The sequence below is a fragment of the Scytonema sp. PRP1 genome, assembly GCF_036697665.2.
GTDB lineage: Bacteria > Cyanobacteriota > Cyanobacteriia > Cyanobacteriales > Nostocaceae > Kalymmatonema > Kalymmatonema gypsitolerans.
In genome coordinates this window covers 102,790-128,591 of the sequence record NZ_JBAHYJ020000084.1, presented here as the reverse complement: position 1 = coordinate 128,591, position 25,802 = coordinate 102,790, and the positions used below count along the sequence as shown (strand labels likewise).

Sequence of the window (25,802 nt, the reverse complement as noted above, 5' to 3'; positions counted from 1 at the left end):
TCTTATTCAGTGGTGATTATTTTCGTTTCTTAACCCATCCTACGACGGTAGAGTTTGCTGCGCTTCAATTAGTATAAATTTATATTTATCGAATATTCGTGTAAACTATTAAATACAGTTAATACAGGTGCGATTCATATGAAGATGGAGCCTGCATACACTTCTGTGGGGAAAATTTTTGAGTACAGACCGATGTTTTTTATCCCCAAGTATCAAAGAGCTTATGCATGGGAAGCTGAATCGGTTGAAGATTTTATCAAAGATTTGAAAAACTGTTTTGAGAGAAGAAAATCACATACGCCTGTTAATCATTTTTTTGGAGGGGTTCTCTGCGTTAGATATCCTGTCGAGGGAGCTGTCAATCAACACGAATATGAAATTATTGATGGACAACAAAGAATTTCAACCTTTACGCTATTGATGTCTTGTTTACTCAATATATATAAGGAGTTGCTCGAACAAGCTAAGAATTCAGGAGATGCAAATAATGAATTCATCTTGGAGAGACGCGTCAAAGCCCTTTCTGAAAGATTTATAGAGTTTAGTCAAGAGGTTCAACGAAAGGTAAACTCTGTTGAAGTTATGAGACTATCAAGAGTAGATCATCCCTTCTACAGAGAACTTATTCGTGGGATGAATCCATCTCCTTCAAGAGATTCTCATCAAAAGATTAATCGCGCATACCAAACTCTACTAAAAGCAGTAGGAAATATAATCAGTCCATCCAAGTTAGAAGAAAAAATGGACGACATTGAAATAATACAAAATATTATAGATAATGACTTTACAATACTATACATGGTAACTGATAGTAAAGAGGATGCGTTTAGATTATTTCAAGTTATTAATGATAGAGGAACAAATTTAACAGTTGGCGATTTATTAAAAGCAAAAACTTTAGAAATTTTAGAAGGTTTTAGAGATTCTCAAGATAGTTGTGAGAAATTCTGGGACGATATCCTCGCCGATTCTCCATCAGATACAGGAAATTATTTGAACTGGATTTATGAATCGTACAAAGGTAAGAGAGCTAAACAAGATGAACTATTTGATATATTTATTGATGGTTTCTTGCCAGAACATAAAAAACATAAAATAGAAGAATTTTCAGATCGTGAATCTAAACAAATATATCAAACAGTCAAAAATATACATGAGGATATTTTTAAGTGTAGAAAATTGCTGGAAGGACAATGGCTATATACAACTCAACAACCAATAACTAATTGGGATAGGACTCGCTTAAATATTCTTGTGAAAGAACTTGACCATACTTTATCTGTACCGCTCTTTCTAGCAGCTTCACAACTTGACCATAGGATTTTCTCAGAAATAGTACAGATTATAGAAAAAGTTTATTTCCGATATAAAATCATATGCAATCAGCACGCCACATCATTAAAAAGTATTTATTATGAGGAATCGCTTGCTATCCGGGAAAACCCAAGCTCTTATAATGTTTCGGGATTAAGGCAGAAATTACAGAAGCTAATTAACTCGAAAGCATCAAATCTCACATTTAAAAATGGTCTTGAAATATTAGAATATAAAGAATCTGGAGGTAGTAATAAACCTCTGAAATATTATTTGATGACTTTAGAATATTATTACCAGTGGTATCAAGCTGGAGGTACAGGAAATCCGTCATGTAGAGATAAAAGTAGAGTCTATGACTTTGCTGGAACTTCCATTGAACATATATATCCACAAAATGCAGGTAAGAACTTTAGAGATGAAAAGTTGGAACCCCTGAAAAATACATTGGGAAATCTGACTATTTTAGACCCGGCGCAGAATACCATAGGCGGAAATGACCCTTTTGAGGCAAAAAGGTCGCTTTATCAAGAATCATCAGTAGTTTTAACTAGAAACATAGCAACAAACCAAACTTGGACTGAACAAGAAATCACAAATCATAAGAATTTACTCATAGATATTGCGCTCAAAGTTTTTTATCCATAATTTTCAACTCAGTAGACACATTTTAAAGCAATGGAGTCAGCAACCGAGATACTCTCACGGCTAACTTGAACCACAGAGGTTTTCTATCGTACTCAAATAGATCAACAGCAACAGAGGCAGCCAAATCACTCTGTAACATTTTCTCCACACTTTCAACAAAGTGAGGATCAGCAACAAATCCCATCACTTCAAAGTTGAGGAAGAACGAGCGATTATCCAGGTTGACAGTTCCTACTCCTGCCATGTCCTGATCGATGAGCATGATTTTCTGGTGCATGAACCCATTTTTGTAGCGATACAGCTTAATAGCGATCGCCTCCATTTCAGTGTAGTACGAGAAAGAACATAGATAAACAAATAAGTGATCCGGTCGGTTCGGTAAGATAATTCGCACATCTACACCGCGCATCGCTGCCAGTTTCAAGGCAGTTAGGGTTGAGTCATCCGGCACAAAATAAGGAGTGGCAATCCACAGGCGAGTCTGCGCTTGATTGATAGCATTCACGAAAAAAAGGTTACAGGCTTTTAGCCGATCTGCTGGTCCGGTAGGAAGTACCAAGGCGGTTTGGTTGGTTTGCCGATTAACTTTAATCTGCCAGTTAACATCGAGAACTTTTCGAGTTGCCCAGTACCAATCTCGCAGAAAGGAATTTTGCAGACTTTGTACAGTCGGACCTTGCAGCATCATGTGGGTATCACGCCAAGGACTGAGGCGGGGATTTTTTCCCAAGTATTCGTCACCAATATTTAGACCACCCACAAATGCTGTTTCACCATCTACCACTAGAATCTTGCGATGATTGCGGAAATTGAGTTGGAAACGATTACCTCTGCCTTTGGTGGTGTGGAATGCACTCACCTGAATGCCATTTTTGCGCAGAGACTTGATATAGGAGCGAGATAGTTTGTTGGAACCAATTTCATCGTAGATAAAATAGATGCGTACTGCTTGCTTTGCTTTAGCAATCAATGCTTGCTTAAAATCGTTACCTGCTTGGTCATCATTAACGATGTAAGATTGTAGTAGAATATAGTCGGTTGCTTGTGCGATCGCTCTCAACATCGCCTCATAAGTTTGCTGACCATCAATTAGCAATTGAGCTGCATTACCTGATGTAAAGGGAATTCCTGTAAATGCCTCAGCAAGTGGTTGCAGACCTGCTAATTTCTTTGGTGGTGCGACCTTAAATTTAGCAATTTCAGTGTAGGTTTCACGAACAAGCTTATGGTGTTGGGCGTAAACTGAGCGCAGGGCTTCAGCATATCCATGAAATTTAGTTCTTCCTAAAATCCAATATAATGGAATAGCTAGCCAGGGAAAGGTGATCAGAGAAATTCCCCAGGCGATCGCCCCTTGAGAAGAACGCACATTCATCACCGCATGGGCAGCATGCAAAATTCCCAAGCTATGAACAACAACTACTGTAGCTGCACTAAGAAGGGCTAAAACACCGCTATCTACAAGCATCTTAAATTTTTATTGAGTATCGATATAAGAAAATTCTGCCAGTAAAGGTTTGTGATCGGACGAAGAAACATAATCTAACACTTTAGCACTGGCTTTGTTTTCACTGAGTCCTCGGTAAAAGATATAGTCTAGAGGAGGTGATAACAGAAATCGTTTAATTTTCTTGCTTTCATGGGGTGCAAAAACGACTGGTGCTAACCCCAAACGAGTAACCGCTTGTTCAAGCAAAGCAGCTCTTTTTCGACTCCAGGTATTGAAGTCTCCTGAAAATATAACAGGACCATGATGTGTAGATAAGGCAAACTCTAACTCATGCAGTTGTGTTTTGAATTTGTTTAAATCCACAAAATTGATGAAATGACTATTGATAACTAACAGAGTTTCTCGTTTATTAGATAACGGATACTCCGTAATGAGGGAAACCTTAGGAGTTTTAACAATCGGTTCATGATGTTTAGTGAGAATCGCTCTGCTGGTGAGTGGACTGATTTTAGCTGCCGTTAAAATTCCAGAATAAGTCTGATGATGAGCATCGATAAAATTAGGGGCAAAATTCCAACTCATTTCTCTCAATTCAGCGGCATGTTCTGCATCCATTCTCAAGCGAACTTCTTGCAAAAAGATAAGCTCTGGTTTGTATTGCTCAAGAATGGCTAAAAAATCTTTAATCCAAATTTTGTCATGATTTTTCTTCGCAATATTCCAACTCAACACTTTAATTGATGTACTATTGAGTTCTGTTTGAAGAACATGGCTTCTATCAATTGTGGATTCTTGTGTGCGAATGAATCTATACGATGGAACAAATTTTCTTGCAAAACTGTCTGCGTGTTCTTTGAAATCAAGCATTACTACTCCCTTCCCAGTCTAAAATTACCTAAATTTCTCTAACTCTTACCTCTGTGTCCTCTGCGGTTTTTTAATTAAGTAATCTTCGGGCGGGAAGCGAGTAAAAGTTTACTGGGCTTTCTATAGCTTAACGCTATTAGATAGTCAAGAGAGCCTATCACATTGGAGGATGTTGGGTAATATTGTATCTACTTCCATCATGTTCTTGAATCAAGAATTATCCTTGCTGAGATAAATCCATGAAATTTGCCAGCTTATAAACAATCCGCGCACCGACATTGCCATCCCACTCAGCATCACCAATTTCGCAGACATCAAAGCCAATAATTTTTCTACCGCTATTAACCAACTCACGGAACAGACAAAAAGCTTGCTCCAATTCCAGTCCACCAGGAACAGGAGTCCCTGTACTCTGACAGAATTTTGGATCAAGACCATCGACATCAAAGCTAATGTAAACGTACTCGGGCAAATGAGCGATCATTTCTCGGCATAAATCAATCCAAGTCGTTCCAGAGTAGAGCTTTTGTTTAATTGCTGGGTCGTAATAAGCAACAATTCGAGCATTCGATTCGTTAATCATTTGCACTTCATCATGAGAAATATCACGCAACGCTACCTGCACTAACTTGGAAATTTGCGGTAGCTTCATCGCATTAAACATGATGGACGCATGGGAAAACTCAAATCCCTCATAGGCATCGCGTAAATCTGCGTGTGCGTCAATGTGCAAAATACCGTAGCTTGCGTATTTAGCTGCTAATGCTTGATAATAACCTAAAGGTGAACTGTGATCCCCGCCAATAACTGCGACTCGCTTACCATTGTTAATTGCTTCCTGACACTGTTCAAACAGCCATTGATTCACCTGTTGACAAGCTTGATTAATTTCTGTCAGGACAGGTGTTAAATCTGGTGTTTCTGTGAGTGCTTGACCTTGCTCTAGTCGTTTGATAATTTTTGCCGCTAGAGCGCGATAGTATTTGTTCTTCTCTAAAATATCCTGGGGAATTTCTACCATGAAAATTCCCTGCTTCCATCCGTCAGGATTATCGAAATCGAACAGATCCAGTTGCGGCGAAGCATCCAAAACCCGTTGTGGTCCGTTGGCGGTCCCTGCGCCATAGGAAACAGTGACTTCCCACGGTACACCAAAGACAATCAGGTTTGCAGACTCGTAATTGAACGGTAAACCCAAGAGGTTGCCATTGATTTGACCGACGCCGCTGGGATTATAGTCTTGGAGTTGATTACTCATAGATCATCTTCTGGATTTACGTGGGTAGACAGCACGCCGCCTGGTGGATACCAGCATTGTAGTCGCGCAGGTTATGCTGTGGCTGCAAATTGCGCTGCTTTATTTTAATCAAAATTTCTTGTAGTAAGCTGCTATCTCATCGCCAAATATATGAACGGAAAAACATTCTACCTATGCCGTTCAATGTTTATAGTCAACAGTTGAGTGTTGACGCGAAGAATTTTCTGGAATGACTTCATCTACCTACAACAACGCCTCTACCACCTGGTCAAAATTGCGGCAATACACCTGTTGGCTGTACTCCTGCCACTGTTTATCCGAGGAGTGAGGAAACCGTGTCAATGTAGCCTGTTGGACATATGCCATCAATGGGCGACGAAGACTTTCATATTTCTTGAAAGCTTCGGCTATAGCTTGCGTGTTATCCCAATGATTCTTCTGTGCAATGTTAGCGATAAGCGTTGTAACAGCTAGTGCATCTTCTAATCCTTGATTAGCGCCTTGAGCCATGAAGGGAGGCATTCCATGCGCGGCATCACCTACCAATACGACTCGCCCTGCACTCCAAGGTGGTTGAATTGTAACAGGATGACCTTCAATATTGGGCTGGGCTGTGCTAGGAAGTTGTACAGAATCTGAAATAGTAGCGTGGTGAATGTAGTACGGACGCTGCTGCATATTGGCAGGAGGAGATATACGCACTAATTGCGTGAGTACAAAGGGAAAGCCTACCTTCTCCAACTCCTGTACAGCTAAGTCAATTAAAGAACTTCCAGACTTCCTCTGCAACAAGTCCAAAGGCAAAGCAAGATGTACGATGTACCCAACTTGACCAGTTGGTCTGCGAAATAACATCATCCTCGGGTTTGGCGTACAAGCGGGATCTCTAGATATTTGATCATTAGTGATTGTGACAATTGGTGAGTCCTGCAAGAATTTCTCTTCCAGTTCTGTCCGCAGTTCGTTTGGTATCTCCGCTATTTCCCGACAAGATACTGCTGCAAACCCGGAGTATTCAGGTCGGGCAAAAGCTTGGTACGGACTATCTGTGTAAAGCACCCTACGAATCGTAGAATTTATCCCATCTGCTGCAACAATGAGCTTAGCTCGGATCGATTTTGTTTCTAATTGTTGGGGGACATTATCTGAATTCTGGGACTGTTTGTCATTATTTTTCTGCTCGTCTGCCCAATACGCATAGGGGTTGGCTTCTACCCCTATATCAGAGACGCAATCTATCCGCACACTCCCAGTCTCTGGTTCATCCACAACATTAATACAACGGTGATTGGCTTTGACTCGGTCTTGGGGAAGTAGGTGTCTTAGGGTTGTCTGCAAATCATACCAAGCAATTGACACTCGACCCTCCCCATAATCTTTAAACCAGACATCGTAACTAAGAGGGATTGACCGAATCCGCTGCCCCTGCAAATTTTTGTAAACCCATTTGGGTGAAGTCTTTGGAGGTTTTTGTCCCTGAGTTGTTTGTGCAGTTTTCTCGTCATTGGACTGCTTAGGATTCAAGAACTTATTGCCCGTTTTCTTGACTTCTTCGTAAGCGTTAGAATCTAAATATTTGATAGCTTTTAATCCATTGGGCAGAAGATCTAACACCTGACCAACCTGACGAAAGGCGCGAGTTTGATCAACGACAAGAACATTTTCAATACCACGCTTGCGTAAGCCAATGGCAGTTGCTAACCCGATAGGTCCAGCGCCAACTACAACAATATCATAGATCCCCGTAGGAGAAGAAGACGAGACAGACGAGACAACAGATCCAGCCAAGGTCTCAACTTTGGGCGATGTGTTTGTAGGTGTATGAGGGCTTGAGTTAGGTTCTGGCATATTTATACACAGGAATCGTGGATAAGAACTGGGCAATGTGGGAATTAATAGCTATCCAGTAAGATAGCATCATTCATAAAACAGCTTTTGTACCATAGATGTAACGGACTTGAAAGCGCGCGGCATCCATAAAGGCGGTTCATAGTATAGTTCTGAAAAGTGTAGAGTTTCTGGTTATAAAATCATAGACATACTAGCCCTAGTTAAATCTAAAAGCTGATGACACAGGCAATTCTTAACCAAATCCTAGATCAACTTGAAGCGCTTGAACCACAAGAATTACAGCAGCTTAACCAAGTCATCCAGAAGCATCTTGCAGCTATTGAAGAAGCTGTTCAACGGACGACATTTCATCAAGCACTGTTAACATCTGGCTTAGTCAAACAACTGAAGCAACCCTCCTACAATCGGCAAACTGAACGGCGACTCATTCAGATTCAGGGAAAGCCTGTTTCTGAAACAATTATTGAGGAACGCCGCTAGATGGCAGTTTACTTTCTTGATAGCAGCGCTTTGGTGAAACGCTACATTAGTGAGATAGGTTCAGCATGGGTTGTGAATTTGTTTGATCCTGCATTAAACAACGAAGTATTAATTGCTGCAATTACATTTGTTGAAATTATTGCGGCGATTACAAGACGGGCGCGTGGTGGCAGTATCAGTCTTACAGATGCTACAGCAACGTGCAATCTGTTCAGGAGTGACTTATTATCTGAGTACCAAGTTGTAGAAATCACGGAAAATATTATCAACTCTGCAATGGCATTAGCTGAAGTATGGGGATTACGAGGTTACGACGCAGTTCAGCTAGCAGCAGGTTGTGCGGTAAATGCTCTCTGCATAACTAACGGCTTGCCCCCTGTGAACTTTGTCTCTGCTGACGATGAGTTGAATAAAGCAGCTGCAAGTGAAGGGCTGATGGTTGAAAATCCCAATAACTACCCGTAGGGCGATCGCCTCCTTACCACAACTAGAATTGACACATCAAAACGGCGTCTTTGCCTGTAAATGAAGGGTTTCTCCTAACTGTGGATGTTCAAAAGAAAGTTCCCTTGCATGCAGATGTAACCGATTTGCCGCTGCACGACATCCATAAAGGCGATCGCCTAAAATAGATTTACCAAGACGGCTATGTAGAGACGTAGCATGCTACGTCTCTACACTGCCAAATCTCACCAAAAATCCTTAACTGAACCGTATTGGACTATAATGCTTTGCTGGATTAATTGAGTCATTTACTAGAACGGCGTCTTTGCCTGTAAATGAATGGTTTCTCCTAACTGTGGATGCTCAAAAGAAAGCTCTCTCGCATGCAGATGTAACCGATTTGCAGGTGCACGACATCCATAAAGGCGATCGCCTAAAATAGGTATTCCAAGTCCTCTCACATCAGCAGCATGAACTCTCAGTTGATGGGTGCGTCCTGTTAGCGGTATAAACTCTACACGAGTGTAGTTTCCTTCTGTTGCTATCACCTGAAACTGAGTTATGCTGGGTTTTCCGTACTGGTAATTGACTTGTTGATAAGGGCGATTCTGAGGATCTCCCCACAATGGTAGTTCAATCACACCTCGATCAGTTGTCACACAACCGGAAAGCACAGCTTCATAAACTTTGTGAACCTGTCGGTGCTGAAACTGCTGACTCAATTGCCGATAGGTTTGTAGATCGCGAGCTAAGAGAAGAATACCAGATGTTTCCTGATCCAACCGATGCACGGCAATAATCCCCATGCCATCTGGTAAAATCTGACGCAAACGACTGAGAACGCTGTCTTGAGTGTCGCGATAACGCCCTGGAACTGATAATAGTCCTGCGGGTTTGTTCACAGCAATCAACCATTCGTCTTCATAAAGAATGGGTATCACCTCTCCCCAAACCCCTCGGCTGGTAGGGGAGGGGCTTAAAACTCCCCCTTCCCTTTTAGGGAAGGGGGCTGGGGGGTTAGGTTTCCACGGAGGCAACCCTGACAGCAGAAATCCCATCAATGGCTGACAGCGTTCTGCACAAGCTCCGTAGAATTTTCCCTGAATTTTATCCTGATTAATTAAGGACGAACCCCACCAAAACTCTGCCATTGCCAATGGTTTTAAACCATGCGTCGCCGCATAATGCAGCAGCTTTGGCGCACAACAGTCTCCTGTTCCTGTGGGCATACCTTCTGGTATCAACTGCTGCAACGATAAAGATTGTCCTAAAAAATTCATCAGGGTGTAAGTAGCGTGCATCTGTGCCTGGAGTTGGCGGGACAGTTCTCTACGCCGCTGTTTCAGTTCACCCATCCGCGCATCTGCTGCTGCAATAAGCTGCTGAAGCGGCTGCAAGACTTCATCCCGTTGCCGTTTAAGTTGCCGTCGCTCAATCCCATGTTGACGACTTTCTTCGTCGAGTTGTTCCAACGCAACTATGAGCGCTTCTCCAATTAGCTTTTCGTAGCATATCTGACGTTTTTCGTGTCGTTGGTTTTTGCAATCTCGATGGCGATCGCTCATTTGTTGCAGGCGTAACTCAAACTCACTTCTACGCTTTTCGTACTCCTGGCGTTCTGGAAGTTGCTTGAGGGTAATGAGTTCCTGCTTGATCGCTTCCAACTGCGCCAATGTGCGGGCTTCCTCTAATGCCACTTCGTCTCGTCCTGGAATGGGGGGTACCCAGCCCTCAACCAGGCTGTCACCATTCAGTAGCCCGGAGAAAGCTTTGAGTACCCGTTGTTCGCCAGTAGGCAGTTCCACGAGTAATACTCCATACATCTTACCTTCAGAGGAATAACGCTCATCCGTGGCAAGATCTTGCATTAAAGCATGGGCGATCGCCTCGGACATTGGTGTGCGGGGTAGTCTCAGGAGTTCACCAGTTTGAGGACAACGCCCTTCATACCAATAGCTAACAGATAAGTCGCTGACAGCAAAATTGCAGTTTATGAAATCACAAAGCGAGTGCAGAACGACCATATATAAAGCTTCTAATCTGGCTTACTTGGACTTATAGCGGTAAGAACCCGGAGTAAGGTATAGAAAGAAATAATGAACCACAGATGGGTACAGATGGACACAGATAAATAATTGCTTCATCCAATTGAGTTGCGCTATATCAGGAACTTTTCTATAAAGTTATCCCGTTATATAGGAAGGCATTATCCCAAACATAATCAATCACTGCTCTGGCATCCTCCAAAGGTAGAACATGGCAAAATCCCTGGTTATCATAGCTTAATAAAGGCATTTCCGGGACAATATCTGCTTCTTCAGCATTTGTGATCACTTTGCCACGAATATCTTGCAGATTGTTCAAGGGACCGTGGATATCGAAGTTAATCCTGATGCCCAGCTTCCTCTCCATCCAAGTTTCAATGCGAGAGTCTAGCTGTTTCGGAGTTAGCGGAGTCGCACTGGTCAGGAGATGGTAATATACGAGAATAATTTCCTTACACTCTTCTTCCTCAGCCATGTCAATGAGCATTTGAAAGACGCTGGCATTGTTAGCTAAATTCTTGAAGAAAAGCGTGTCGGTAACATCTTTTTGGAATTTGATTTTTTTGTTTTTGTAATTGGTGTATTGCTTGAAGGCAAATCCACCGAGTGCTATCCCTAAAGATAGCGTTGCCACTAGAATGGGCATCACATCTCGCACCTTATGCTCTTCTAAATCTAGCGATTCGACTAGCAATGGTGCATTGAACACTAACGAAATTGCAGCTATGAGCAATAACAGATTTGGCAATGCTTTTAAGACCAGGGGAATTGCAGCCCCAATTGCAGGAATTCCAAATAACAGTCGATCTTTCCAAGTCATACTGGTAATAACATTGGGAAAGAGTAAGTCAATATCTAGTTTTGGAATATTCTTGTAGAAGTAAACATACATTTTACCAGGGGTAAAGTTCAACTCCTCTATCTTGACTTTCTTGGCACGAAAGTAAGCCGCTTCTTTGAACTTAATGAGTAAAACAATTCGTTCCAAAATATTAATCGTCTTTTCTTCCTGCCAAAAGAAGAACTTTTTCAGCGAAATTTTCTGGTTAATATCGCCTTGGTAATAGCAACAGAAACGCTCAAAGTCATCGAAATCAACCTGAGTTTTCAAATCAATCAGAGATTTCTTTCCCAATGCTCGTTGTACAATCGATTCAGGCAAAAGAATGTAATTCGCTCTTTCTAAAATGTGTTGAAATGCATCAACCACTTTTGACTCCATCTCGTCGTATTGGTCGAAGGTTGGTTGAGTGAGTGGTTGAACATCTGCATTGGGATTGAAGGGTACGTAGTTGTCTTTGATAATTTCCAGCGTCTTGTGAAAGCGAAAGTGGTAATACGCGGATAGGATTTGGCAGAAATCTTGAAACTTTTCAGCATCAGCGGCACTTAGCTGACCATCTTCCAGGCAAAGTTTGATAATATCGGTGCGACGGTAGGGAATGAACGCTTCTCGATTTTCATAAACTGCCATGATCTAAAATTAGTCGGAGTCCAACTTATAGGTTTGCAATCGCCTCTGCCAGACAAAAATCGCGATGGTTCAACATCATCCACCAATTTGGATCTCAATGACTAGTATCTTGAGTAGGAACTTTAGCAAAAACTGTTGATTCAATACGGTGATGATGAGCAACGTATTGCATTAAACTATAGGGATCGCCTTTACCAAAGGTGTGCGGGGTAGTCGCAGGAGTTCGCCCGTTTCAGGACAACGCGCTTGATAGTCATAGCTGGCAGAGGAGTTGCTGATAGCACAATTGCAGTTTTTGACACTCCCCGCGTCTTTAGACGCGGGGATTCTACATTCTACGTCGCAACTTGCTCAACCAGGCTTGCACCAAGAAGAGTAGCGGTTCCGACTCCTGTAGCGTTACTTTGGGACTGCCCAACACTCACGCTTGTCGTGCAAGATTCAGAATATTTATCGCTGCATTCACGTCTCTTTGTAACTCACACCCACAACTACATTTATGAGTGCGAGTTGAAAGGGATTTTTTGACAATTGTTCCACAATCCGAGCATTTTTGAGATGTGTATTTTGGATTGACTGCAACAACTGTGGTATTGAACTTGCCAGCAAAATATTCTAACCAACGACGAAAAGTAGACCAAGCTACATCATTAATAGACTTGGCAAGACAATGATTTTTTACCATGCCTTTCACATTCAAGGCTTCATAGGCGACTAAGGCGTTAGCCTTGCATAAGTTACGCGCGACTCTCTTCGCGTGTTCATTCCTCTGCCTATTTACTCTTAAATGCTTCTTTGCATATCTAGCCCGCGCTATCCGTCGCTGGTTCTTCCCTTTTTCTTTCTTGTAAATCTGACGTTGAGCGTGTTTAATCGCTTTCTCGGCTTTCCTAAGAAACCTTGGATTTTCTTGATGATGTCCATTGGAATCAGAGTAGAAAAACTCAAGCCCTACATCAAGCCCTAACTCACCGTTAGCTGTTCTCGGTTCAGGTTTAGCCTCAACGTCAACTGCAAACTGGCAATAGTAACCATCAGCCTTACGGACTAATCGAACACGCTTGATTGATTTGACTGAGTAAGTGTGAATATCCCACTTGCCTAACAACTTGACTTCACCAATACCCTTTTTATCAGTAAAGGTAATACGTCTTTTTGTCGGATGCAATGACCATCCCGAAGTCTTGTATTCAACTGAACGGTTATGTTTTTGAAAGCGTGGAAAACCTTTCTTGCCTGGTTTCTTAGACTTACAATTATCGTAAAACCTAGCAATAGACAGCCAAGCTCTTTCAGTTGCAGACTGACAAGCCATTGAATTCAAGTCTTTAACAAAACTAAATTCTTTACGCAGTGTTGTTGAATAGTTGTTCAAAGCAATCTTGTCTACTTTTGCTTCTTTGGGTGCATCCATCCAATATCTAATAGCTTTATTTCTGATGAATTGAGTGGTTCTAATAGCTTCATCAATAGCTCGATACTGCTGTTGTTTACCTTTCACTTTGTATTCAAATACCAGCACTGCGTTATCACCTCCTTGTTTTTCTCAACTAAAATTATGATAATATGAATGTACAATATTTGTTCGACGATGTGAAAAATAAACGATTGGCTTTTAGATTGTCAGAGCGTAGATATCATAAGCTACTCTTATTGTCTGTTCAACTAGACAGAACCATGTCTAGTTTGGTGGAAGACTGGATTGACTCTTTGCCTGAGCCACAAAAAGAAAACATCACGGTAGGCTAAAGCCTACGCAGTGGTTTTCATCCCCGGCTTAAAAGCACGGGGTTTTCAACCTACCCCTTATAAAATCTGAAAGCGGATGCAGAACCATCATAGAAGGTATTGTTGGAAATCTGGTTGTTCTCCATATCTGATGACATCACGATTGTTGTTTCAACCCCTCTATGATAAGTGCTAGAGTTCTTAATTATGGGAGCAAAATTTAGCAAACGAGCTATGCAGACCATTACCGACATTGGTACGTTTATTGTCCGTACGCCGGGAACTTGCGGTGGTCGTCCCCGCATCGCCGAAACTCGCATTACGGTTCAGTACATCGTGAATGAGATTAAAGCAGGTGTCACGCCTGAAGAAATTTTGGAAGATAAACCGCACTTGACGCTAGCAGGGATTTATAGCGCTTTGGCGTACTATTATGCCAACAAAGAATCGCTTGACGCCGAATTTGCAGCCTACAACGAGGAATGTCGTCGCCTCGAAGCTGAGTATAAAGCAGGAAATCTGTCGTGAGCCGAATTCGTTTGTACTTGGATGAAGACACGATTAAAGGGGCGCTGATACAAGCTCTGCGAAATGCAGATTTGGATATCGTTACAGTCGCAGATGCTGATAGATTAGGATATCCCGATGAAGAACAACTAATTTGGGCAGTTGAGCAAGGGCGAGTCATTTATAGCTTCAACATTAGGGATTTTTGCAGATTGCACGGTGAGTTTGTGGTTCAACAAAGATGTCATGCTGGCATAGTTCTCGCACCGCAACAACAATACTCGGTTGGACAGCAGTTACGCGGTTTGCTCAAATTAGCTGCTGATAAGTCAGCCAAGGAGATGGCGAACCAACTGGTGTTTCTGAACGCTTATGTTGAGAAAAGTATTACATGAATGAAAGAAAGTAGATTTAAAGAATATGTCTAATGCAGTTAAAGTATTTTTTTCCTACTCCCATAAGGATGAAGATTTGCGAGACGAATTGGCAACTCATCTGAGCTTGATGAAACGTCGGGGATTTATTGAAGCTTGGCATGACCGGGAAATCAGTGCTGGTAGGGAATGGGCAAATGCGATCGATGACAATCTTAACACTGCGGATATCATTTTATTGCTGGTGAGCGCTAACTTTCTGGCTTCAGATTACTGCTACGACATTGAGATGCAGCGAGCAATGGAACGACATGAGGCAAGAGAAGCTCGCGTAATTCCGATTATTCTCAAGCCAGTAGACTGGCGTGATGGACCTTTTGCCAAACTGCAAGCATTTCCTAAAAATACCAAAGCTGTGACAACCTGGCAAGATAAAGATGAGGCTTTTTTGAATGTTGTTCAAGGAATTCGCACAGTAGTTGAAGAAATGGCGAAATCAAAAACCTCTTCAACCGCTTCTGAAACTACTACAGCAGCGACTTCAACCTCTCTTGCAACGAGTGGCGGTATAACTGATAGCCAACGTCGCAGATTGAAGCAAGAACAAGATTCACTGCAACAACAATATGACTTGGTTAGCACAAAATTAGGCAAGCTGCGCGAAGCATACTTGATTGAAACAGATACAGCAAACTCGAGCAGGCGATCGCCTCTTACCGTAAAGCGTTGCAAATCGACCCAAATTTTGCATATGCTTACAATAACCTGGGGTTAGCGCTGTACTATCAAGGCAAACTCGATGACGCCATCGCCTCTTACCAAAAAGCGTTGCAAATCGAGCCAAATTTTGCATATGCTCACTTTAACCTGGGGTATGCGCTATCCAATCAAGGCAAACTCCATCAGGCGATCGCCTCTTACCGTAAAGCGTTGCAAATAGACCCAAATTATGCATATGCTCACTTTAACCTGGGGTTAGCGCTGTCCGATCAAGGCAAACTGGATCAAGCGATCGCAGAACTGGAAATAGCTGTTCGCCTCGAGCCTAGTAGTACGCTGTTTCGTAACAACTTAGAGATTTATAAGAACGAAGAAGAACTGTCATTCTGAGTGTAGCGCTAGCGAAACGTTACCGTTCGCCCAGCGTGTCCCCTTGGAACTCAGCGTGTCTGAAAGACATAAAATCTCCCTTGATACTTCGCTACACTCCGTTTCGCTCAGTATGACATTCTCGACTTTGCGTAATATCATGTCCGGCTAATTACTTATGATTCCCACGTTAACTGTACCCCACCCCGCGCCGCCCCTCCCCCTTCGGGTATGCCTAGTGGGTACGGCCACGGCTATCGCCGTTCGCGCAGCGTCTCCGAAGGAGATACGGCACGCTACGCGTAAGCCTGCGGCACGCTTTGCGCTTACGCCAGTCGCCTACGGCGGGAAACCCGCCTGCAGCGCTGGACTCACCGCAAGTGGGGAGGGGAGGTGAAGCGTAGCTTTACCGGGGTGGGGTTCTTAGGGTAATGATAAGTATTTAACCGGACTTGATATAAGTCCTGTTTCATATTTAACCTTAAATAACAGCACAAGCCATGAGTACACTTCCTACAACAATCACCGCGATCGCACTGATTTTGGGAGTATACTGCTGCAAGGGTTGAACCCATGAAAAACGCTTTAGCCAGTGCTGAGCATAGATAACCGCTAAACCAACGCTCACTAATACGACTGCTAATCCAAAACTAAACGCACACACTAATAACAAGCCGTATACTGTTTGATGAAGAGCGATCGCGCTCAACAACAATACCAGAGCTGACGGGCACGGAACTAAACCACCTGCGATTCCCAAAGTTAGAAGAGACTGTAACGTGATTTGAGAATCAGAGGGATAGTGGATGTGATTAGGAGAATCATGGTGAGTATGGTGATGATGGTGAACATGGTGATGATGTTTGGGTGCAGGATTGAGATGTCGCTCAAGTAACCAAAAACCAACACTACAAACCATCAACCCGCTCAAAAAACTTAATATTGGATACAATTGCTCTGGTAAAATATGCTGAGATAACAACAAAGCTACAATTCCTAGCGCGAAAACGCTAATCGTGTGAGTAAGCGTTGTCACCAAACCCAGCACGACTGCCTGTTGAGGAGTGCCCCGCGAACCGACGAGATACGCCGCTACCATCGTTTTTCCATGTCCGGGTGAGAGGGCGTGTCCGGCTCCAGCAATCAGGGCGATACCGATCCCACTTAACATTAATGTTGGGGATAGAGTCATGCGAGCCAGATTTTGGGTGAGGAAGCTACCATGTCCGATATGAGCAAGAACTGGCTGACTAGGCAGGAAAGTGATCAGTAATGCAAAGCTAACAATCCAAGTCAGTCTCATAGACGGTTCGCTTCCGACGAGGCGCGGTACAAGCCATAACCAACCAATGCCAAAATGACGCTGATTGTTGCAATCACGACGTTGGGGTAGATCGGAATACCTGCTAGTATTGGGGGAGCTTCTTTAAGATCGGCTTGCAAACTGGTTCCAGGAATCACTAGCGTTACAAAGAAAAAGGCTGACCAAAAGATAACAGGCACCAACATTGCAACGGTATAACCAATATCAGGTTCTAGCGATCGCCGCCATAGCAACCACAGTGCCATAATAGTCATTCCACTAAGCAACCACAGCATCACCGCATCATGGAATTTAGCGTGAGGATGCCATTCGGGATTGAAAAGGTGAGTCACGTTCCAATCTACCGCTACGGAAACTACAGCAGTGCTGACGAGAACAACAGAAAGCAAGATACGACTGATTCTTCTCATAAATTCGTTGGTAGAACCTTAACCCTGTGAAGTATTACGTTTAGTGATAAGGGGATTATTACGCGTAGAACCCACAGATGAAGATACAATGCACTACTGGATAAACGATAGACTTTTCTTGCTGGATCGAATTATGATTTAGCCCATTCTTGCTATGGGGAGTCGTATCGCACAGTGCTACTTTTTCCTTAAAAACATTTTGGGTGTAACTCCGACATATTTTCTAAAGTGCCTTGTGAAGCGACTTTGATCCGCGAAACCAACGAGTAGAGCAATTTCAGCGATCGCATATTTCCTTTGTTGCAATAGTTCTTTAGCTTTTTCCATTCGTTGCTGAAGCACGTATTGATAGGGTGCTACACCCATTGACTGCTTAAATAATCGGCAAAAATGATATTGACTGATGCCTGAAATTTCTGCTAGTTCATTTAAATGAAGCGGTCGGTCTAAATAGGTGTGGATGTAGTCTAGCACTTGCTCGAGTCGATTGTTAGACAATCCTCCTACATCGTGTAGCTTTTTCGGCGCAAACGCACAGTATTGTCGCAGCAAGTGAATGATAAACACCTGTGTAAGCGATTCGACATAAAGTTGTCTACCGATGCTATCCGCATCAAATTCTGTTATAAACAGGCGAGCGATCGCTTGAATCTGTGGATCATAGGCACTGACTGTACTAAGTAATTCAACCTTGTTTTCATTCAAAAGAGCAACTTCTTGTGCCGTTTGATTCAAAAAGAGTGGATCAATCACAAACATCAGCGATTCATCGGTACTATCCCATGCCCAAACCCCCGACACCTGCGCAGGACAAATCCAGAAATCTCCTTTGGTTTGAGGTTTTTCAGATTCTTGTTCACCGATGCGAGTCAGTTTTTGTTGATTACCATCACTTAACAGAAGACAAAGCAGATGATGATTGCATCCGGGAAAGTCAAGCTCGTTCGGTGCTGAGATATGTCGATCAATGGTTAACCCGGGTAGTTGAATAGTGCGGCGTTCAGAAATCCATGTTTCCTTCATACAAACTGAATGGGTTTATCAACGTTTCGTACAAGGCAGAGGTGTACATCCTTAGCACTCAATTTGGTACTGCGCAAGAAGGAAACAGAATTAGGTTAGAGAGTTTGAGGAAAAGAGATGCTGCAAGAATTCAACGCTTGGCTTGGGATGTTGTCAATCAATTTTAGATTTTAGATTTTAGATTTTAGATTTTAGATTTTAAATTATCGTTCAATCCAAAACCCAAAATTTAAAATCTAAAATTCGCTCACTAAGATGTTGTCATCTCGGAATTAGGTAATAATAGTCACCCTTCCTGTATCTAAATCATAACGACCTCCGACGATTTTTAATTTGCCGGACTGCAACCGCTCAGTTAAGAGTGGCGATCGCTTCAATCGTTCAATTTGATATTGCACATTTGCTACCACAGCGTTTTCAACTGCGTCCCCCGACTGATCCTTGACTTTTTCCACGGCTGGCTTAATTGCCTTAACAAAGCTACTAATATCACCCAGTAGGGCTTGGTTTTGTACAGCTGCGGTAACTGCCCCGCATCGTTCATGTCCCAGCACCATGAGCACAGGAGTCCCCAACAGGGCAACTGCATATTCAAGACTGCCCAGTGCTTCAGGGATGACAATATTTCCGGCAATCCGAACATCAAAGATGTCTCCAATGCCCTGATCAAAAACAATTTCTGCGGGTACTCGTGAATCCGCACAACTCAGGATGGTTACAAATGGATGTTGAGCTTGAGCAACTTCCTGCAACCGAGCCTGAGATTGATCGGGATATTGAGGGTGATGCTGAGCAAACCGCTGATTTCCCTCCATCAACTTTTGCAATGCGGCATCGGGACTAAGGGATTGAGCAGTTGGGGTCAATTCAGCGGCTTTCACCTGTTCAACTTGCCAAAGGAAATCACTAGCAGTGAATGCCAAACCAAATGCCCCCGTGACTCCCAACTTCAAGAAGTCACGACGTTCCATGAAATGCTTCTTTGGGTTCATCATTCTCTTACATCGACGCGACACATCTTACAGAACGAACTTCCATAACATCCGAAATGTAACAAGTACCTCCAAACTTATTAAGCAAAGGTTTGATCTTTTCCACAACAGGCTTGATTTGCTCTGGCATACAGAATGCGATTATGTAAACATTATCAAGCATCGTCATGTCTAAATCTTCCCTCGTGCCTCCTAATCCTTTGCCGGCAACATTTCGGATCACAATATGACCGTTTACACCAGACTTATCTAAACCATCTAAAATTTTGCCAAGCTCAAACGAGTTGGCAATGATTTCTATCTTTTTAACTAAGTGCATATTATTACCTCCACAACAGGTTAATCCCGTACATATATAGGGGAATTCCCACAATAATATTGAACGGAAATGTCACTGCTAAAGCAGTAGAAACATACAGACTGGGATTCGCTTCCGGAACAGTCATCCGGATAGCTGCTGGGACAGCGATGTAAGAGGCACTCGCACACAGCACAGCGAACAACAGCGCATTTCCCTGAGACATACCAATCAATCTGGCAATCAATAACCCAATGGTTGCATTGAGTATTGGAATTAGTATCGCAAATGAAATGAGGAAAAATCCGGTTTTTTGCAAGTCTTTAATTCTTCGAGCAGCAACCAGTCCCATGTCTAGTAAAAAGAACGTAAGAACCCCATAAAACAACCCCTGAGTAAAGGGTTCCAAAACTTGCCAACCGTGTTCTCCCGTCAAGACGCCAATCACGAGGCTACCAACCAGGAGAAAGACTGAACTGTTGAGAAACGCCTCTTGCAAAACTTCAGACCAGGCGATTTCCCGTGGTTTCCCTTGGTCAAGAGTAAATAAATTTACCAGTATAAGACCAACAATGATAGCTGGAGATTCCATTAGGGCAAGGGCTGCGACCATGTAGCCATCAAAAGCAATGCCAAGCTGAGTTAAAAAAGCACTAGCTGTGATGAACGTGACAGCACTGATAGAACCATAGGTTGCGGCGATCGCAGCAGCATCATAAGTATCCAGCCTTAGTTTGAGGATAAAAAAGGTGTAAATTGGGACAAAACACGCCATCAACATGGCTGCCAAGAGCGTCAGAACCACTTCCTGAGTGATTCCACTTTTGATCAGTTCAACTCCTCCCTTAAACCCAATCGCCAACAGCAGATAAAGCGACAGGAGTTTGGGTGCAGGTGCAGGAATTTCCAAATCGGACTTGACAAAAACGGCTGTCATCCCCAAGAAGAAAAACAGGATTGGTGGGTTGAGAATGTTGGATATGATCAAGCTGGCATCCATGTCTATCGCTCCTTGTGCTGATGAAACCGAAAATTAAAAAAACTTTGCATTGTAAGAAACTTAACCATAGCCATTGAATTCATGAGTATCGTGTAGGGTGACCTCATGTCAATTGGGTGATGATGTATCTATAAAACACTACGAATTACGAGAACCTCAATTAACCCCAATTGGTCGTGCTAAACTCCTTTGAACGTGTTTGTGTTGAGCATTCTTTATCTCATATTGGTCATTGGCAAGGGGAGCAGGCTCATTGTCGATTCTCGTAAAAACTTATTTGAGCTTCATCACACACCCGTTGTTCATAATCTTCATGTCCTTGCAAAAAATTTTACTCACACTACTGAATTTACCTCTACTTCTATTTGATTACTGAATCGGTGTTCTAGTTGCAATTTATTAGACATCTGGTGAAAAACAATGTAGAGACGCGCCATGGCGCGTCTCTACAAGGATTGTAAACAACGCAAAATTAATTTCTGGAGATGTCTATTGTGGTTTCGCTCATTACCTTTCTGGCAGTTTTGGGCTTTTATGTTTGCAGGTCCCAACAAGTAACCATTTTTTGATACAGTGATGCTTTGTGGATCGCTCTTCATCTCTATGTCCCAGGTATCGCTTCCCCAATCGCTCCAGAAAGACCTACCCCTCACCGCTCTTGCGCCCATGCAGGATGTGACAAACCTCTGGTTTATGAAGGTCATTGCCCACTACGGCAGTCCTGACTACTTTTTCACGGAGTATTTCCGCGTGAACGATACCTCACGGCTCAATCGTAGCATTCTGGCAGCAATCACCGAAAACGACACGGGTCGCCCCGTTTTTGCTCAAATGATTGGCGAAAGCATTCCAGACTTAGTAAGAACAGCACAGGAACTTTGCCGCTATAATATCGCTGGAGTTGACTTGAACATGGGCTGTCCAGCACCTAGAATCTATCGCAAAAATGTTGGGGGTGGATTGCTGCTCTTACCAGAAAAAGTGGATCGGATTTTGGGAGAACTGCGTTCTGCTGTGAACGATCGACCTTTGACCGTCAAGATGCGCGTAGGCTTTGAAAATACAGATACCTTTTACGAAATTCTAGATATGATCAATCGCCACAGCATTGATTTGCTAAGTTTGCATGGTCGTACGGTGAAAGATAGGTACCACGGGGCAGTGAAATATGATTTGATTGCTGAAGCGGTCAAACGGGTGGATTGTCCAGTGCTTGCCAATGGCAATATCCATTCTGCGACAACTGCCCTATCTGTGCTTTCTCAAACGGGCGCGGCGGGTGTGATGGTGGGACGCTGGGCGATCGCCAATCCTTGGCTTTTTAATCAAATTCGGCAGGCTTTGCGCTCCGAGCCGATCACGCCCGTTCCTTTAGTAGAGGTACGCAGCTATATTGATCGTTTATGGCAAACCCCCACAGCAGCAACAATGCCAATGCGTTCACGCGTAGGCTACCTCAAAATGTTCCTCAACTACATTGCCCTCTTGGTTGACGCTGAAGGTCATTTCCTGCGGCTGATGCGACAGGCGCAGACCGAGGTAGAACTGTTTAACCTCTGCGATCGCGTTCTCCTTGCTGATAGTACGAGAACTTTAGCCCTAACACCCTCCTTGAGCGTTTAACGCCTGGCAACTATCAGCAAATACCTGGCTACGCACTAACTACTAATACAATTTCATTAAAAGTGTTGTATGGTGTTGGGCAACAATCGCTAACGACAAGCTGCTATTCTTGTACACGCGCGTCCAAAGGTGATTCAATTCTCGGTCTAGCGCGAGCCACGAAAGCGGGAAAGAGGGTTTGAAATCCAGCTTGCCGCTGTGCAACAGGCTCTGGAGCAGAGTTCCAGAGGCTTTCGTAGTAAAAGAAGGCTACGCCCAAGCCTCGTTGTTGGGCAGCCCGCACCTGGGACTGAATTTGTTGCATTGAAACTCGGTTAGTTCGTAACCCTGCCATAACACCAACTCCAGTGGGAATCATTTGTTGCGCTTCTTGAATTTCTGCACGGGAAATATTGGCGATAAAACTTTGCAGATTGGGACGATAAATTTGCACAATGAGTTCATCCACAATATTCAGCCGCATCCAAGTGAGCCAGTCTTGGAGTTGAAACTTGTAAGCAAAGTCATAGTAATTGGGAGAAATGGAGAAAATCGCATTGGGTTTTCTCGCTTTCACTGCTTGATTGAGTTGTACCATGAACGCCGTGATTTTATCTGCCCGCCAGCGCATCCATGCGGGATCTTGGGGATCAGTCGGGGGATTATTCTTGGTTTCCTGAGTATACAAGGCAACCGTGTATTTATCGTAGCCAAATTCGTGGGGCAAACTCATGTGATCATCAAACTGAATGCCATCGACATCATATTGGGTGACGGTTTCCAGCACGAGATCGGTGATAAACTGCTGCACTTTTGGATGGAAGGGATTGAGCCATGCAACCTCACCAGCAGCACTGATAGAAGTTTCGCCGCCATCGCGCTTTTGCGTGAACCAATCCGGATAATTCAATGCCAGTTCCGATGTCGGGGGAGCCATGAAGCCAAATTCAAACCAGGGAATCACAAGCAAGCCTTGGCGATGTGCTTGGGCAATCAGGTCTGCAAGAATATCACGTCCATCTGAGCCTCGCAAGACAAACGGTTGGATACCAGCACGTTTTGCCACGGCGCTGGGATACATCACATATCCAGAATTCCACACCACAGGGTAGATTGTGTTGAAGTTCAGCCGCCTCAATTGAGTCACAGCATCCTGGACTTTGGCTCGATCCTTGAGGGTGTCAAAATCATTGTTGGTCATCCAAACCCCGCGAATCTCCTGACGGGGTAGCTGTGCGATGGCGGGGGTGAGGCTATCGACTAACAGTACTGTAACGAACGATATCAGAACCAGGAGTGGAAAAAGACTCTTAAGCAATCGCCGCCAACCTTGAGGAATGAAACGTAATTTCATAGCGTTGAATGATGTATCAGCTACCCACGCCCGCCATCGTATGCTTTTGTGATGGAATCTACTCATCATATAGTCTACAAGTATTTATGCTTATTAGAGACTTGGTTTGTTGGTAGTTGTTTATTCAATGCGGCGCATCAAATCGTTGCATCCTTTGAAACTGAAGCAGACTTAGTACACTAGGAATAGTTGACGCAGCTACTAGGTTAGTAGTGCCAAGTACAGCTTTTTTGATAAATAGCGATCGCTAATAAGTCATATTATGAAACCTGATATTCTTGTACTGAAGTGCCTGATAATGAACTTTTAAAAAGTATTTGTAAAGATTGTGGGAATCTACAGAGAGTGAATATGCAAATGAGCCAAAAACTCTACCTCCCAACGATGGGCTGCGGAACTTGGGCATGGGGAAACCGACTGCTTTGGGGATACGATGAAAGCATGGATGACCAGTTGCAAGCCGTTTTTAACCTTTGTGTAAGCAACGGTGTGACTTTATTTGACACGGGTGATTCTTACGGAACTGGGAGATTGAATGGGCAAAGTGAGCGACTCTTGGGACGGTTCTCTAGGGAATATCTTGGTTCGGGTAAAGAAAATATTTGCATTGCCACCAAGCTTGCTGCTTATCCGTGGAGATTGACACGCTCCTCAATGGTGTCTGCTGGTAAGGCGTCTGCCAAGCGCTTGGGAAGAAACGTGGATTTGGTACAGATGCATTGGTCTACAGCAAACTATGCTCCTTGGCAAGAGGGAGCGCTTTTGGATGGTCTTGCAGATTTGTACGAGCAAGGACTCGTTAAGGGAGTGGGCTTATCCAATTACGGACCGAAACGGCTCAAACAGGTGCATCAAAAATTTGTTGAGCGAGGAGTTCCAATCGCTACTTTGCAAGTTCAGTACTCTCTGCTGTCCACCTATCCTGTTACGATATTAGGACTAAAAGACGTTTGTGATCAGCTTGGAATAAAACTTATTGCTTACAGCCCTTTGGCTTTGGGGCTATTGACAGGAAAGTACTCAGACGGTCGTTTTCCAAAGGGAATCCGAGGTTTCCTGTTTAGGCAGATATTACCAGGAGTGCGATCGCTTTTGTCATGTTTACAAGAAGTTGCCCAATCAAGAAACAAAACGATGTCCCAAGTAGCAATCAACTGGTGTATCTGTAAAGAAACGATCCCCATCCCTGGAGCAAAAAGCGTGGAACAGGCAAAGGAGAATATTGGTGCTTTGGGTTGGCACTTAGATTCTAGCGAGATTAGCGAGTTGGATAAAGCGGCTATGAGTGTGGATAAAAAAATGGTACAAAATATTTTTCAGACTAAGTAAAATCTCGGTTATGAAACTCGCCCCTCCTGACAAAATGCAATTACCTGTGCCTTGACTGCATCGAGCGGAAAGTTTTCTGGATAGGTCGAGAACATCAGCATGATACCTTGCAGTGTTGCCGAGAAATAACGGCATTGCTGTTGGGAATTTGCTACCCCAAGGTTGTGAAACATCTGGGTCTGCACTTCAAACTGTCTTTTTTGTTCATTCATCTAGACCTCCCTTCGGTTACTCCCGCCACACACGAAGTGTTGGGGGTACGCGGCATTTTTGTTACTTGCTTAGCTGAATCGGTCAGAAGCTTTGTGATTTGACTTCATTAGGAGTGGGCGACAGCTTAGCAAAATCGAATACAAGCGAATACCATAGCGCAATACGGTTCAGATAACACCAGAAACCTTATCACCAAGACAATGTTGAACTCTCGGATGGCGCGTCTCTACACACGTGATTTTTTACACATCAACCTTAACTGAACCGTATTGTACCATAGCGGATTGTAACTGTAAATAATCAGTATCTTATCCCGCTTTTGGGCATGGTTTTAGGTAATGCCCTCACGGGTACATCTTTGAGTTTAGATCGCTTAATGGAGGACTTGACCAGCCACCGGGAAGAAATAGAGGCGCTACTGGCTTTGGGTGCTTCTCGTTGGGAAGCCGCACATCAAGCTATTAGGGAGGCTTTGACAACAGGAATGATTCCTACTATTAATTCTATGATGGTGATGGGATTAGTTAGCCTCCCGGGAATGATGACTGGTCAAATTCTAGCTGGGGCAAATCCTAGTGATGCCATTCGCTACCAGATTGTGATTATTTTTGCACAGGCAGCAGGCACAGCGATCGCCACAATGGGCGTTGTCATCCTGGCTTTTCTAGTTCTGTTTAATCGAGATCATCAACTTGCAGATTTGTTACGTAAGCTTGATTAATTTGAAT

25 protein-coding genes and 2 pseudogenes are annotated in these 25,802 nt (G+C 43.4%); 12 read left to right on the top strand and 15 right to left on the bottom strand.

Annotated features, from left to right (window positions below):
• Positions 1 to 138 precede the first annotated feature (138 nt).
• Positions 139 to 1,962: a DUF262 domain-containing protein gene (locus V5G28_RS19865; protein WP_332987902.1), complete on the top strand. Its 1,824-nt coding sequence runs from the start codon at positions 139 to 141 to the stop codon at positions 1,960 to 1,962.
• A gap of 22 nt (positions 1,963 to 1,984) precedes the next feature.
• Here V5G28_RS19865 and cls read toward each other — a convergent pair whose 3' ends face one another.
• The 4 genes from cls to V5G28_RS19845 all read right to left on the bottom strand — a co-directional run bounded on the left by cls (position 1,985) and on the right by V5G28_RS19845 (position 7,385).
• Positions 1,985 to 3,430, bottom strand: coding sequence for a cardiolipin synthase (gene cls / locus V5G28_RS19860; RefSeq protein WP_332987901.1), 1,446 nt, complete (start codon positions 3,428 to 3,430; stop codon positions 1,985 to 1,987).
• Positions 3,431 to 3,439: 9 nt separating this feature from the next.
• Positions 3,440 to 4,279: an endonuclease/exonuclease/phosphatase family protein gene (locus tag V5G28_RS19855; protein WP_332987900.1), complete on the bottom strand. Its 840-nt coding sequence runs from the start codon at positions 4,277 to 4,279 to the stop codon at positions 3,440 to 3,442.
• A 217-nt stretch (positions 4,280 to 4,496) separates the two neighbouring features.
• Positions 4,497 to 5,537 (bottom strand): agmatinase SpeB, encoded by a 1,041-nt coding sequence (gene speB, locus V5G28_RS19850; RefSeq protein ID WP_332987899.1) that lies wholly within the window; start codon positions 5,535 to 5,537, stop codon positions 4,497 to 4,499.
• Positions 5,538 to 5,780: 243 nt separating this feature from the next.
• Positions 5,781 to 7,385: an FAD-dependent oxidoreductase gene (locus V5G28_RS19845; protein ID WP_332987898.1), complete on the bottom strand. Its 1,605-nt coding sequence runs from the start codon at positions 7,383 to 7,385 to the stop codon at positions 5,781 to 5,783.
• 219 nt (positions 7,386 to 7,604) lie between these two features.
• On the opposite strand from V5G28_RS19845, the gene V5G28_RS19840 reads away from it, so the two are divergent.
• Both V5G28_RS19840 and V5G28_RS19835 read left to right on the top strand, forming a co-directional pair.
• Positions 7,605 to 7,868, top strand: a complete 264-nt coding sequence (locus tag V5G28_RS19840; protein WP_332987897.1) for a hypothetical protein — start codon at positions 7,605 to 7,607, stop codon at positions 7,866 to 7,868.
• The gene (locus V5G28_RS19835) at positions 7,869 to 8,333 is read left to right on the top strand and encodes a type II toxin-antitoxin system VapC family toxin (RefSeq protein WP_332987895.1); all 465 of its coding nucleotides are present in this window, start codon (positions 7,869 to 7,871) and stop codon (positions 8,331 to 8,333) included.
• A gap of 290 nt (positions 8,334 to 8,623) precedes the next feature.
• Here V5G28_RS19835 and V5G28_RS19830 read toward each other — a convergent pair whose 3' ends face one another.
• The 3 genes and pseudogenes from V5G28_RS19830 to V5G28_RS19820 all read right to left on the bottom strand — a co-directional run bounded on the left by V5G28_RS19830 (position 8,624) and on the right by V5G28_RS19820 (position 13,353).
• A complete protein-coding gene (locus tag V5G28_RS19830; RefSeq protein ID WP_332987894.1) occupies positions 8,624 to 10,336 on the bottom strand; it encodes an RluA family pseudouridine synthase in 1,713 nt (570 codons plus the stop codon).
• Between the two features lie 151 nt (positions 10,337 to 10,487).
• On the bottom strand, positions 10,488 to 11,831 hold the full coding sequence (locus V5G28_RS19825; protein WP_332987893.1) for a TMEM143 family protein: 1,344 nt from the start codon (positions 11,829 to 11,831) through the stop codon (positions 10,488 to 10,490).
• Positions 11,832 to 12,166: 335 nt separating this feature from the next.
• Positions 12,167 to 13,353: pseudogene (locus tag V5G28_RS19820) on the bottom strand (RNA-guided endonuclease InsQ/TnpB family protein).
• Positions 13,354 to 13,397: 44 nt separating this feature from the next.
• Between V5G28_RS19820 and V5G28_RS19815 the strand changes: the two are divergent.
• The 5 genes from V5G28_RS19815 (at position 13,398) to V5G28_RS19795 (ending at position 15,550) form a co-directional block, all read left to right on the top strand.
• Complete coding sequence (locus tag V5G28_RS19815; RefSeq protein WP_332987892.1) at positions 13,398 to 13,580, top strand: hypothetical protein; 183 nt, start codon at positions 13,398 to 13,400, stop codon at positions 13,578 to 13,580.
• Positions 13,581 to 13,793: 213 nt separating this feature from the next.
• Positions 13,794 to 14,087, top strand: coding sequence for a DUF433 domain-containing protein (locus V5G28_RS19810; protein WP_332987891.1), 294 nt, complete (start codon positions 13,794 to 13,796; stop codon positions 14,085 to 14,087).
• Positions 14,084 to 14,461 carry a DUF5615 family PIN-like protein gene (locus V5G28_RS19805; RefSeq protein ID WP_332987890.1) on the top strand — a complete coding sequence of 126 codons (378 nt, stop codon included), beginning with the start codon at positions 14,084 to 14,086 and terminating at the stop codon, positions 14,459 to 14,461. Before V5G28_RS19810 ends, V5G28_RS19805 begins: the two co-directional genes overlap by 4 nt.
• 25 nt (positions 14,462 to 14,486) lie before the next feature.
• Positions 14,487 to 15,215, top strand: coding sequence for a toll/interleukin-1 receptor domain-containing protein (locus tag V5G28_RS19800; RefSeq protein ID WP_332987889.1), 729 nt, complete (start codon positions 14,487 to 14,489; stop codon positions 15,213 to 15,215).
• Positions 15,146 to 15,550 (top strand): tetratricopeptide repeat protein, encoded by a 405-nt coding sequence (locus tag V5G28_RS19795; RefSeq protein ID WP_442994281.1) that lies wholly within the window; start codon positions 15,146 to 15,148, stop codon positions 15,548 to 15,550. The genes V5G28_RS19800 and V5G28_RS19795 overlap by 70 nt, the downstream gene beginning before the upstream one ends.
• A 460-nt stretch (positions 15,551 to 16,010) precedes the next feature.
• Here V5G28_RS19795 and V5G28_RS19790 read toward each other — a convergent pair whose 3' ends face one another.
• The 6 genes from V5G28_RS19790 to V5G28_RS19765 all read right to left on the bottom strand — a co-directional run bounded on the left by V5G28_RS19790 (position 16,011) and on the right by V5G28_RS19765 (position 20,576).
• Complete coding sequence (locus V5G28_RS19790; protein ID WP_332987887.1) at positions 16,011 to 16,832, bottom strand: nickel/cobalt transporter; 822 nt, start codon at positions 16,830 to 16,832, stop codon at positions 16,011 to 16,013.
• Positions 16,829 to 17,263 (bottom strand): DUF6640 family protein, encoded by a 435-nt coding sequence (locus V5G28_RS19785; protein WP_332987886.1) that lies wholly within the window; start codon positions 17,261 to 17,263, stop codon positions 16,829 to 16,831. Before V5G28_RS19785 ends, V5G28_RS19790 begins: the two co-directional genes overlap by 4 nt.
• A 177-nt stretch (positions 17,264 to 17,440) precedes the next feature.
• A complete protein-coding gene (locus tag V5G28_RS19780) occupies positions 17,441 to 18,286 on the bottom strand; it encodes a helix-turn-helix transcriptional regulator (protein WP_332987885.1) in 846 nt (281 codons plus the stop codon).
• A 272-nt stretch (positions 18,287 to 18,558) separates the two neighbouring features.
• Positions 18,559 to 19,257, bottom strand: coding sequence for a carbonic anhydrase (locus tag V5G28_RS19775; RefSeq protein ID WP_332988136.1), 699 nt, complete (start codon positions 19,255 to 19,257; stop codon positions 18,559 to 18,561).
• A gap of 28 nt (positions 19,258 to 19,285) precedes the next feature.
• Complete coding sequence (locus tag V5G28_RS19770; protein ID WP_332987884.1) at positions 19,286 to 19,597, bottom strand: P-II family nitrogen regulator; 312 nt, start codon at positions 19,595 to 19,597, stop codon at positions 19,286 to 19,288.
• Positions 19,598 to 19,601: 4 nt separating this feature from the next.
• The gene (locus tag V5G28_RS19765; protein ID WP_332987883.1) at positions 19,602 to 20,576 is read right to left on the bottom strand and encodes a sodium-dependent bicarbonate transport family permease; all 975 of its coding nucleotides are present in this window, start codon (positions 20,574 to 20,576) and stop codon (positions 19,602 to 19,604) included.
• 94 nt (positions 20,577 to 20,670) lie between these two features.
• Between V5G28_RS19765 and V5G28_RS19760 the strand changes: the two are divergent.
• Positions 20,671 to 20,945 (top strand): annotated as a pseudogene (locus tag V5G28_RS19760) (hypothetical protein); the annotation flags it as partial.
• 234 nt (positions 20,946 to 21,179) lie between these two features.
• The gene (locus V5G28_RS19755; protein WP_332987882.1) at positions 21,180 to 22,199 is read left to right on the top strand and encodes a tRNA-dihydrouridine synthase family protein; all 1,020 of its coding nucleotides are present in this window, start codon (positions 21,180 to 21,182) and stop codon (positions 22,197 to 22,199) included.
• Between the two features lie 103 nt (positions 22,200 to 22,302).
• Here the strand turns inward: V5G28_RS19755 and V5G28_RS19750 are convergent, their stop codons facing one another.
• Positions 22,303 to 23,532: a glycoside hydrolase family 10 protein gene (locus tag V5G28_RS19750; RefSeq protein ID WP_442994276.1), complete on the bottom strand. Its 1,230-nt coding sequence runs from the start codon at positions 23,530 to 23,532 to the stop codon at positions 22,303 to 22,305.
• A gap of 351 nt (positions 23,533 to 23,883) precedes the next feature.
• Here V5G28_RS19750 and V5G28_RS19745 point away from each other — a divergent pair, with 351 nt between their 5' ends.
• Positions 23,884 to 24,861, top strand: a complete 978-nt coding sequence (locus tag V5G28_RS19745; RefSeq protein WP_332987880.1) for an aldo/keto reductase — start codon at positions 23,884 to 23,886, stop codon at positions 24,859 to 24,861.
• Positions 24,862 to 24,869: 8 nt separating this feature from the next.
• Here V5G28_RS19745 and V5G28_RS19740 read toward each other — a convergent pair whose 3' ends face one another.
• Positions 24,870 to 25,073, bottom strand: a complete 204-nt coding sequence (locus tag V5G28_RS19740; RefSeq protein ID WP_332987879.1) for a hypothetical protein — start codon at positions 25,071 to 25,073, stop codon at positions 24,870 to 24,872.
• 284 nt (positions 25,074 to 25,357) lie between these two features.
• Between V5G28_RS19740 and V5G28_RS19735 the strand changes: the two genes are divergently transcribed.
• Complete coding sequence (locus V5G28_RS19735; RefSeq protein ID WP_332988135.1) at positions 25,358 to 25,795, top strand: ABC transporter permease; 438 nt, start codon at positions 25,358 to 25,360, stop codon at positions 25,793 to 25,795.
• Positions 25,796 to 25,802 lie beyond the last annotated feature (7 nt).